Here is a 9,647-nt window from a genome sequence, read left to right as displayed (position 1 = left end):
GTTTGCTCTTTGATTTTCATTGAGTATAAGGTTTGTTTCAGATTTCTGCTAAGGTAGGATATAACTTAGAAGGTCAAAGAAAAGGCGGTGGGACAGAAATCGATAGACAAAGTCTCGATTTCGTAGTCCCAGCCCCGCGAGGATGATTAGGAGCTTTTTGGAGTCTAAAAGACGAACAAAAAGTTCAATCAGCTACCGCGTCAAAGTTTGATTGCTAATAAAAAGTGAGGTCGGGATCTTTTTGTCCCAACCTCTTTTTAGGTGACTAGTATTTTTTTGACCTAGTTTTTTCTTATTTACCCAGACAAAATTGGCTGAACAACTGTGTAATGAGTTCATCTGGAGCAGCATCACCAGTGATTTCTCCGAGGATTTCCCAGGTTCGAGTTAAATCAACTTGAAGAAGATCGACTGGCATACCCAGTTCAAGACCTTCGTTAACTGCTTGTAAGCTTTCGACAGCCTTTTCGATTAATGAAATATGACGGGCGTTGGATAGATAGGTAGCATCTTGTTCGACCAAGCCAGCATTTTCAAAGAAGAGATTATTGATGCGTTCTTCAATCTTATCAATGTTTTGATTTTTGAGGACCGAAATACGAATGACATCTTCAGGAAGTTCGGTAGTTTCAATAGCCTCAGGTAGGTCAGTTTTGTTAAGTAGGATGATACGGTTGGTATCTTGGCTGATTTCAAGAAGTTGTCGGTCTTGGGCAGTTAGAGGTTCGCTGGCGTTTAAGACAAGTAAAACCAAATCAGCTTCCTTGAGAGCTTTTTTGGAGCGCTCGACACCGATTTGTTCGACGATGTCATCTGTTTCACGGATACCCGCAGTATCAATCAACTTAAGTGGAACACCGTTGATATTGACGTATTCTTCAATGACGTCACGGGTTGTACCTGCAATATCCGTTACAATGGCTTTATCTTCGCGCAGGAGGTTATTAAGAAGGCTAGACTTCCCAACGTTGGGACGACCAATGATAGCCGTTGAAATCCCTTCGCGGAGGATTTTCCCACGACGTGCCGTTTTTAAGAGATTGGTTAAGAGTTGTTCAAACTCCAAGGTCTTTTCACGGACAACAGCAGTAGTGGCTTCTTCAACATCGTCGTATTCAGGATAGTCGATATTAACCTCTACTTGTGCTAGTGTATTGAGGATTTCCTGACGAGTATTATTAATCAAGTCAGAAAGAGAACCATCTAATTGTTTGACCGCTATATTCATAGCCTTGTCAGTCTTGGCGCGGATGATATCCATAACAGCTTCAGCCTGAGTCAAGTCCACACGTCCATTTAGGAAGGCACGTTTGGTAAATTCACCAGGCTCTGCCATGCGAGCTCCTTCACGGATAGCCAGTTGGAGAATTTCATTGGTTACGGCGATTCCACCGTGAGTGTTAATCTCGATAATATCTTCACGAGTGAATGTCTTTGGAGATTTCATAGCCCCAATCATAACCTCGTCCATGACCTTACCAGTTTGAGGATCAACAATGTGGCCGTAGTTAAGAGTGTGGCTAGCAACCTTGCTCAAGTCCTTGCCTTTAAAGATTTTCTGCGCAATGGCAAAACTATCCGTTCCGCTTAGGCGGACTATCCCAATAGCACCTTCACCAAGCGGTGTCGAGATGGCTGCAATGGTATCAAATTCCCGTGTAATCATTTTAATTCCTTTATAGTTTATTTGTTTGTATAGACTAATATCTCTTTAAATTGTAACAAATTTTAGTATTTTCTTCAATGAATGTTACTTATAAAGAAAAGCCTAAGCAGATTGCTTAAGCTTTACTTAGTGCGCATTTCGCCTTGTGGGAAATAGGTTCCTTCAGGCATATCGTTGATAATGACATGAACAGCAGATTGAGGTGCACCAGTGTTGCGAACAACAGCTTCCGTAACTTCCTTGGCTAGGGCTTTCTTTTGCTCTAACGTGCGTCCTTCAAATAAATCGATGCGTACAAATGGCATAATTACGTCCTCCACTAGTTATTTGATTTCTTCTATTTTACCACAATTTGCCGTTTAAAGCTTTGAGAAAATATGGTATACTAGAATGTAGCAAAAATTTAGAAATGGACGTGAAATAGAAGCATGGCACAGTTGTATTATCGTTATGGGACCATGAACTCAGGAAAAACGATTGAGATTCTCAAAGTAGCCTATAACTATGAGGAGCAAGGAAAGGGAGTTGTGATTATGACTTCGGCTCTGGATACGCGTGACGGTGTTGGCTATGTTTCAAGTCGCATTGGAATGAAAAGACCAGCAATTGCTATTGACGAAACCACAGATATCTTTGGATTTATCCGTGATTTACCTGAAATGCCTTACTGTGTACTTGTCGATGAAGCCCAATTTTTAAAGCGTCACCATGTTTACGACCTAGCTCGTGTTGTGGATGAGTTAGACATACCTGTCATGGCATTTGGTTTAAAAAATGATTTTCGCAACGAACTATTCGAAGGTTCAAAATATCTTCTGCTCTTAGCAGATAAGATTGACGAAATCAAGACCATTTGCCAGTATTGCAAGAAAAAAGCGACCATGGTGTTGCGTACGCAGAATGGTCTGCCAGTCTATGATGGTGAGCAGATCCAGATAGGTGGCAATGAAACCTATATTTCGGTTTGCCGTAAACATTATTTTGCACCTGAAATCAATAAGGAGAATGAAGAAAAATGAACATCTATGATCAACTACAAGCTGTAGAAGACCGTTATGAAGAGTTGGGAGAATTGTTGAGCGACCCAGATGTGGTCTCTGATACCAAGCGTTTCATGGAGCTTTCAAAAGAGGAAGCTTCTACTCGTGATACCGTAACTGCCTACCGCGAATACAAACAAGTCCTTCAAAACATTATCGATGCCGAAGAGATGATTAAAGAATCAGGCGGAGATGCTGACTTGGAAGAAATGGCCAAACAAGAATTGAAAGATGCTAAGGCTGAAAAAGAAGAGTACGAAGAAAAACTGAAGATCTTGCTCCTTCCTAAAGATCCAAACGATGACAAGAACATCATCCTTGAAATCCGAGGAGCAGCTGGTGGTGATGAAGCAGCACTTTTCGCTGGTGATTTGCTAACCATGTACCAAAAGTACGCTGAAGCCCAAGGCTGGCGCTTTGAAGTCATGGAAGCCTCAATGAACGGTGTTGGTGGTTTCAAGGAAGTGGTTGCTATGGTATCAGGTCAGTCTGTTTACTCTAAGCTTAAGTATGAGTCTGGTGCCCATCGTGTTCAACGTGTCCCTGTGACAGAAAGCCAAGGGCGTGTGCATACCTCTACAGCGACAGTTCTCGTTATGCCTGAAGTGGAAGAGGTAGAATATGATATTGATCCAAAAGACCTTCGTGTGGATATCTACCACGCATCTGGAGCTGGTGGACAGAATGTCAACAAGGTTGCGACTGCCGTTCGTATCGTTCACTTGCCAACCAATATCAAGGTTGAAATGCAGGAAGAACGTACCCAGCAGAAAAACCGTGAAAAAGCTATGAAGATCATCCGTGCGCGTGTTGCTGACCACTTTGCTCAAATTGCCCAAGATGAGCAGGACGCAGAGCGTAAGTCTACTATCGGTACTGGTGACCGTTCAGAGCGTATCCGTACCTATAACTTCCCACAAAACCGTGTGACAGACCACCGTATTGGCTTAACCCTTCAAAAACTTGATACTATTTTATCTGGTAAACTAGACGAAGTTGTGGATGCCTTGGTACTCTATGACCAAACACAGAAATTAGAAGAATTAAACAAATAATGAAATTAGCTCAAATGTTTAAAGATTTTGAGGAAAAGTTGATAGCACAAGGAGAGGAAGCAGAAAGCCTCTCCTTTGTCTATCGTAGCCTGAAAAATCTATCTTTTACAGACTTCGTCTTTGCCCTTCAGCAAGAAGTTACAGAGGAAGAAAAAGAGTTTGTAGAGGAAATTTACAAGAAATTAGCAAATCATATACCCGCCCAGTATATTATTGGTCATGCTGAATTCTTTGGTATGCAGTTAAAAGTAGATGAGCGGGTCTTGATTCCCCGTCCAGAGACAGAAGAGTTGGTGGAGCTCATTCTGGATGAGAATCCGAAGGAAAATCTCAAAGTTCTGGATATTGGAACTGGGAGTGGTGCTATCGCTCTTGCTTTAGCTAAAAATAGACCAGATTGGACAATCACAGCTGCCGATATTTCTCAGGATGCTTTGGATTTGGCGATGGAAAACGCTAATAATCAAGGTCTAACATTATTCTTTATTAAATCTGACTGTTTTTCCGAAATTTCTTCAAAATATGATATAATTGTATCCAATCCACCTTACATATCTCGAGTAGATGAGGCAGAAGTAGGTTTGAATGTTCTCCATTCAGAGCCACATTTAGCCCTCTTTGCAGATGAGGATGGTCTAGCGATCTATCGCAGAATTGCGGAAGAATCAAAGGACTATCTAAATGATGGTGGTAAGATTTATCTTGAAATTGGCTACAAACAAGGTCAAAGTGTTCCAGCTCTTTTCAAGGAAAATTTTCCCGAGAAGCGAGTTCGAACTCTGAAAGACCAATTTGGTCAAGATAGGATGGTTGTCATTGATGATGGAGAAAATTAAGAAAGAGCTTGAAAAAGGTGGAGCTGTTGTTCTGCCGACAGAAACAGTTTATGGTCTTTTTGCCAAGGCGCTAGACGAAAAAGCAGTTGATCATGTCTATCAACTTAAACGTCGTCCAAGAGACAAGGCACTCAATCTCAATGTCGCTAGTCTAGACGTTATCTTGAACTTTTCTAAGAATCAGCCACCTTATCTCAATAAACTGGTTGAAAGTTTTTTGCCAGGCCCTTTGACCATTATCTTAGAAGCTAATGACAAGGTTCCTTACTGGGTCAATTCAGACTTGACGACTGTTGGATTTCGCATGCCGAGTCATCCTGTAACTCTGGACTTGATTCGTGAGTTTGGCCCCTTAATCGGACCTTCTGCCAATATCTCAGGTCAATCAAGTGGAGTAGATTTTCACAAGATTCTTCAAGACTTTGACCAAGAGGTCTTGGGACTTGAAGACGATGCATTTTTAACAGGTCAGGATTCGACTATTTTAGACCTATCTGGTGACAAGGTGAAGATTCTACGCCAAGGAGCGATTACTCGAGAAGATATCCTTGCCAAGATACCAACAATTCCTTTTGAGGAGGTATAATATGCTACGTGATTTGAAAACAACAGATGTTGCAGCTATTTGTGAGATTAATAAAGAAGCTTTAGGTTATTCATTTAGTTTAGAGGAAACGGCTAGTCAACTAGCTAAGTTATCTCAAGACTCACATCATTACCTACTGGGGTTTGAGGATTCGACCAGCCATGACTTACTTGGTTATGTTCATGCCGAGGTTTATGAATCCCTTTATTCAAAACCAGGTTTTAATATCCTAGCTTTAGCTGTTTTGCCTCAAACACAGGGGCAGGGTATCGGAAAAACTTTACTCCAAGGCTTGGAACATGAAGCAAAAAAACGAGGCTATAACTTTATTCGCTTAAATTCTGCAGACCATCGTTTAGGTGCGCATGCTTTCTATGAAAAAGTTGGTTATACCTGCGATAAGACGCAGAAACGGTTTATTCGCATTTTTTAGTTTGGGTTTTATATTCTTGTTGTAAAAACAAACTAAAGACCTGTCACACTATAAAGGAGAAGACCTATGATTTTTGACAAAGATGATTTTAAAGCTTATGACGCAGATCTTTGGAATGCTATTGCTAAGGAAGAAGAACGGCAACAAAACAACATCGAGTTAATTGCCTCTGAAAACGTCGTTTCTAAGGCTGTTATGGCTGCTCAAGGGTCTATCTTGACCAATAAATACGCCGAAGGCTACCCAGGACGTCGTTATTATGGTGGAACCGATGTAGTAGACGTGGTAGAAACTCTAGCCATTGAACGTGCAAAAGAAATCTTCGGGGCAAAGTTTGCCAATGTCCAACCTCACTCAGGAAGTCAAGCCAACTGTGCAGCTTACATGGCCTTGATTGAGCCAGGTGATACGGTCATGGGGATGGATTTGGCAGCAGGTGGTCACTTGACTCACGGAGCTCCAGTAAGTTTCTCAGGCCAAACCTACAATTTTGTTTCTTATAGCGTCGATCCTGAGACAGAACTCTTGGACTTTGATGCTATCTTAAAACAAGCACAAGAAGTAAGACCAAAATTAATCGTAGCAGGAGCTTCAGCCTACTCTCAAATTATTGATTTTTCAAAATTCCGTGAAATTGCAGATGCTGTTGGTGCTAAACTCATGGTAGATATGGCTCATATTGCTGGCTTGGTTGCTGCTGGTCTTCATCCAAGTCCAGTGCCTTATGCACATATTACAACAACAACGACCCACAAAACCCTTCGTGGTCCACGTGGTGGTTTGATTTTGACCAACGACGAAGATCTTGCTAAGAAAATTAACTCAGCTATCTTCCCAGGTATCCAAGGTGGACCATTAGAGCACGTTGTTGCTGCTAAGGCTGTTGCATTTAAAGAGGTATTGGACCCAGCCTTCAAGGAATATGCAGCAAATGTTATTAAGAACAGCAAGGCTATGGCAGAAGTCTTCTTGCAAGACCCTGATTTCCGTATTATCTCTGGTGGTACTGAAAATCACCTCTTCCTAGTTGATGTAACAAAAGTTGTAGAAAACGGAAAAGTTGCTCAAAACTTGCTAGATGAGGTCAATATTACCCTAAATAAAAACTCAATCCCTTACGAAACATTGTCACCATTTAAGACAAGTGGTATTCGTATCGGTGCAGCGGCAACAACTGCACGTGGTTTTGGTGAAGCAGAGAACCGTAAAGTGGCTGAACTTATCATTAAAACCCTTAAAAATGCAGAAAATGAGGCTGTTTTAGAAGAAGTGAGAAGCGAAGTCAAAGCCTTGACAGATGCCTTCCCATTATATGAGGACTAAAATTTTTATGGACATTTATATTAAGAAAGCTATTATCCATCAGTTCAGTCCGGATGATACCGAGTTGTTTCTAGCGGATAAATTTCTCAATATCACTCCAAAAATCGAAGAATACCTACGCAAGAAAATCGAACGTGTGTATTCGGATGAAGCTAAGACTGGGATTTTCGAAGAAGAAAATCCCTTCTTCAATCACATTACAGACGATTTATTGGAGACATCGGTGACACTGGCTAACCTCTGGAAAGAGGAATTCAGCATTTCCGAAAATCTTAAGACCAATGACTTGATTTTTGTGCAATTTTCTAAAGAAGGAGTAGAGCATTTCGCTTTCTTGCGAATTGCCCTGCGTGAGACCTTGACTCACCTTGGAGGAGAGGTTGATAATCCAATCAAGCTAACTCAAAACAATCTTCCTGGATTTGGTACAGGCGCAGATGAGGCCTTGGTGGTCAATCTTCAAAGCCGAAAATATCACCTGATTGAGAAACGAATCAAGTATAACGGGACTTTTTTAAACTATTTTTCTGAGAATCTGATCCAGGCTCAGCCAAAGATTTCACCTAAGAAGTCAATCAAGGAACTGGAAAAAACGGCTCAGAGAATTGCAGAAACATTCAACACAGACGATTTCCAGTTTCAATCCAAGGTCAAGTCTGCTATTTTCAACAACCTTGAAGAAAGTAATGAATTGTCTCCTGAAAAATTGGCAAATGACCTTTTTGACAACAATCTCACTGCACGTCTTAGCTTTATTGACCAAGTCAAGGAAGCAGTGCCAGAGCCAGTTCAATTTGATGAAATCGATGCAAGTCGACAATTAAAGAAATTTGAAAACCAAAAACTTTCTCTGTCAAATGGGATTGAATTAATTGTACCCAACAATATTTATCAAGATGCTGAGTCGGTCGAATTTATCCAAAATGACAATGGAACCTACTCTATCTTAATCAAAAACATCGAGGATATACAAAGCAAATAATGTTTAAATTTATAAGAAGGGTCTTGCTACTTGTTCTTGTATTATTTACTGGCTATAAACTTTTTCACATGTATCAGGATGTTAAGCAGGTCATGACCTATCAATCCTTGGTACGAGAAGTTTTAAGTGAGCAAGATACGCCAGCAAATGAAGAACTGGTCCTGGCCATGATTTATACCGAAACCAAAGGTAAAGAAAGTGACGTGATGCAGTCTAGTGAGTCTGCTAGCGGTACTACAAATACGATCTCTGACAATAGGAGTAGTATTCGTCAGGGGATTCAAACCTTGACAGAAAATCTGTATTTAGCGCAAGAAAAGGGCGTGGATGCTTGGACTGCTGTACAGGCCTATAACTTTGGTCCAGCTTATATCGATTTTATCGCACAAAACGGGAAAGAAAATACACTTGCCCTAGCCAAGAAATATTCGAGAGATACAGTTGCACCAACTTTAGGAAATACAACTGGGAAAACCTATCGCTATGTCAATCCAATTTCCATCTTTCAAGGTGGAGAACTCTATGTGGATGGTGGAAACTATTATTACTCTAGACAGGTTCAACTGAATCTTTACATTATTAAATTTTTTAATCTATTTTTAAGCACTTAGAAGAATCTAGGTGCTTTTATAAGTTTTCTTTAAGGCTAATCGACTATCCTAGATAGGAAAAGGAGGAACGTCTCATGCGAAAGAAATTCTTTCTGACTAGTGCTGCAGTTCTTTTAGCAGTTGCAACTTTGCAAAGCGCTCAAGCAGCCACTGATGTTCAAAAAGTCATTGATGAAACTTATGTTCAACCTGAGTACGTCTTGGGTTCATCATTAACAGAGGATCAAAAAAATCAAACCTTAAAAAAACTCGGCTATAATGCCTCTACAGATACCAAAGAACTGAAGACTATGACGCCAGATGTCTACTCAAAGATTATGAACGTCGCCAATGACTCAAGTCTCCAGCTCTATTCATCTGCAAAAATTCAAAAATTGGGTGAAAAATCTCCACTTGAAGTGAAGATTGAAACGCCTGAAAATATCACTAAAGTGACGCAAGATATGTACCGTAATGCTGCTGTTACCTTGGGTGTGGAGCACGCGCGTATCACCGTTGCGGCACCAATCCCTGTAACAGGTGAAAGTGCCCTAGCAGGTATTTACTATTCATTAGAAGCTAATGGTGTTCAACTTCCTCAAGAAAATAAAGACTTAGCTCAGGAAGAGCTAAAAGCCTTGTCAGACATCAACGATGAAAACAAGGACAAATCAGGCTATGATGCTAATAAACTCAATGTAGCCCTTGCCGATATCAAATCTGCTATCGCTAAGGCTAAAGAGTCCAAGGGTGAGCTTACTGAAGATGATGTTCGTAAGATTGTAGAAGATACATTGAAAAATTATAAGCTAGATCAGGTTATAACAGGAAATCAGATCAATATCATCATCAACTTTGCCTTTAATCTTTCAAAGAGTGATATTCTGAATAACGAAGACTTCACAAAGACCCTAAAAGATTTGAAACAAAGTATCGTTGCACAAGCAGGTGATAGTTTCAGCAATATTGACCTTAACTTTGATGCTAATAAAGCATTTGAGGATGGGGGCAATATTCTCAGTGCTATTTGGCAAGCAATTGTAAACTTTTTCAAGAGTTTTGGTGCTTAGGCTAATTCATGGTATAATAGATGGTAACAGAACAGTTGCCGTCTTTTTTTTGTCGGCTGATAGAAA

At 40.5% G+C, this 9,647-nt stretch carries 11 protein-coding genes; 9 read left to right on the top strand and 2 right to left on the bottom strand.

Annotated features, from left to right (window positions below; all coding sequences use genetic code 11):
- Window positions 1–292 precede the first annotated feature (292 nt).
- Together mnmE and HMPREF2619_RS08355 are read right to left on the bottom strand one after the other, a co-directional pair.
- A complete protein-coding gene (mnmE, locus tag HMPREF2619_RS08360; protein ID WP_070460663.1) occupies window positions 293–1,666 on the bottom strand; it encodes a tRNA uridine-5-carboxymethylaminomethyl(34) synthesis GTPase MnmE in 1,374 nt (457 codons plus the stop codon).
- 122 nt (window positions 1,667–1,788) lie between these two features.
- Complete coding sequence (locus tag HMPREF2619_RS08355; RefSeq protein ID WP_001117401.1) at window positions 1,789–1,971, bottom strand: 4-oxalocrotonate tautomerase; 183 nt, start codon at window positions 1,969–1,971, stop codon at window positions 1,789–1,791.
- Window positions 1,972–2,094: 123 nt separating this feature from the next.
- Here HMPREF2619_RS08355 and HMPREF2619_RS08350 point away from each other — a divergent pair, with 123 nt between their 5' ends.
- The 9 genes from HMPREF2619_RS08350 (at window position 2,095) to HMPREF2619_RS08310 (ending at window position 9,581) form a co-directional block, all read left to right on the top strand.
- Window positions 2,095–2,685, top strand: a complete 591-nt coding sequence (locus HMPREF2619_RS08350; protein WP_070460661.1) for a thymidine kinase — start codon at window positions 2,095–2,097, stop codon at window positions 2,683–2,685.
- Window positions 2,682–3,761: a peptide chain release factor 1 gene (gene prfA, locus HMPREF2619_RS08345; protein ID WP_001028810.1), complete on the top strand. Its 1,080-nt coding sequence runs from the start codon at window positions 2,682–2,684 to the stop codon at window positions 3,759–3,761. Before HMPREF2619_RS08350 ends, prfA begins: the two co-directional genes overlap by 4 nt.
- Entirely contained in the window at window positions 3,761–4,597 is an 837-nt protein-coding gene (prmC, locus tag HMPREF2619_RS08340) for a peptide chain release factor N(5)-glutamine methyltransferase (RefSeq protein ID WP_070460659.1), read from the top strand. Before prfA ends, prmC begins: the two co-directional genes overlap by 1 nt.
- Window positions 4,581–5,183: an L-threonylcarbamoyladenylate synthase gene (locus HMPREF2619_RS08335; RefSeq protein ID WP_070460657.1), complete on the top strand. Its 603-nt coding sequence runs from the start codon at window positions 4,581–4,583 to the stop codon at window positions 5,181–5,183. The genes prmC and HMPREF2619_RS08335 overlap by 17 nt, the downstream gene beginning before the upstream one ends.
- Window position 5,184: 1 nt before the next feature.
- A complete protein-coding gene (locus tag HMPREF2619_RS08330; protein WP_070460655.1) occupies window positions 5,185–5,616 on the top strand; it encodes a GNAT family N-acetyltransferase in 432 nt (143 codons plus the stop codon).
- Window positions 5,617–5,682: 66 nt separating this feature from the next.
- The gene (gene glyA / locus HMPREF2619_RS08325) at window positions 5,683–6,939 is read left to right on the top strand and encodes a serine hydroxymethyltransferase (RefSeq protein WP_070460653.1); all 1,257 of its coding nucleotides are present in this window, start codon (window positions 5,683–5,685) and stop codon (window positions 6,937–6,939) included.
- 7 nt (window positions 6,940–6,946) lie between these two features.
- On the top strand, window positions 6,947–7,921 hold the full coding sequence (locus HMPREF2619_RS08320) for a nucleoid-associated protein (RefSeq protein WP_070460651.1): 975 nt from the start codon (window positions 6,947–6,949) through the stop codon (window positions 7,919–7,921).
- Window positions 7,921–8,532, top strand: coding sequence for a lysozyme family protein (locus HMPREF2619_RS08315; RefSeq protein ID WP_070460649.1), 612 nt, complete (start codon window positions 7,921–7,923; stop codon window positions 8,530–8,532). Before HMPREF2619_RS08320 ends, HMPREF2619_RS08315 begins: the two co-directional genes overlap by 1 nt.
- A gap of 74 nt (window positions 8,533–8,606) precedes the next feature.
- Window positions 8,607–9,581: a DUF1002 domain-containing protein gene (locus HMPREF2619_RS08310; protein WP_060955772.1), complete on the top strand. Its 975-nt coding sequence runs from the start codon at window positions 8,607–8,609 to the stop codon at window positions 9,579–9,581.
- Window positions 9,582–9,647 lie beyond the last annotated feature (66 nt).

Origin of the sequence: Streptococcus sp. HMSC074B11 (genome assembly GCF_001808705.1) — a bacterium.
GTDB lineage: Bacteria > Bacillota > Bacilli > Lactobacillales > Streptococcaceae > Streptococcus.
Note: the sequence above shows the minus strand (reverse complement) of the source record. Positions and strands in the feature narration are given on the sequence as shown.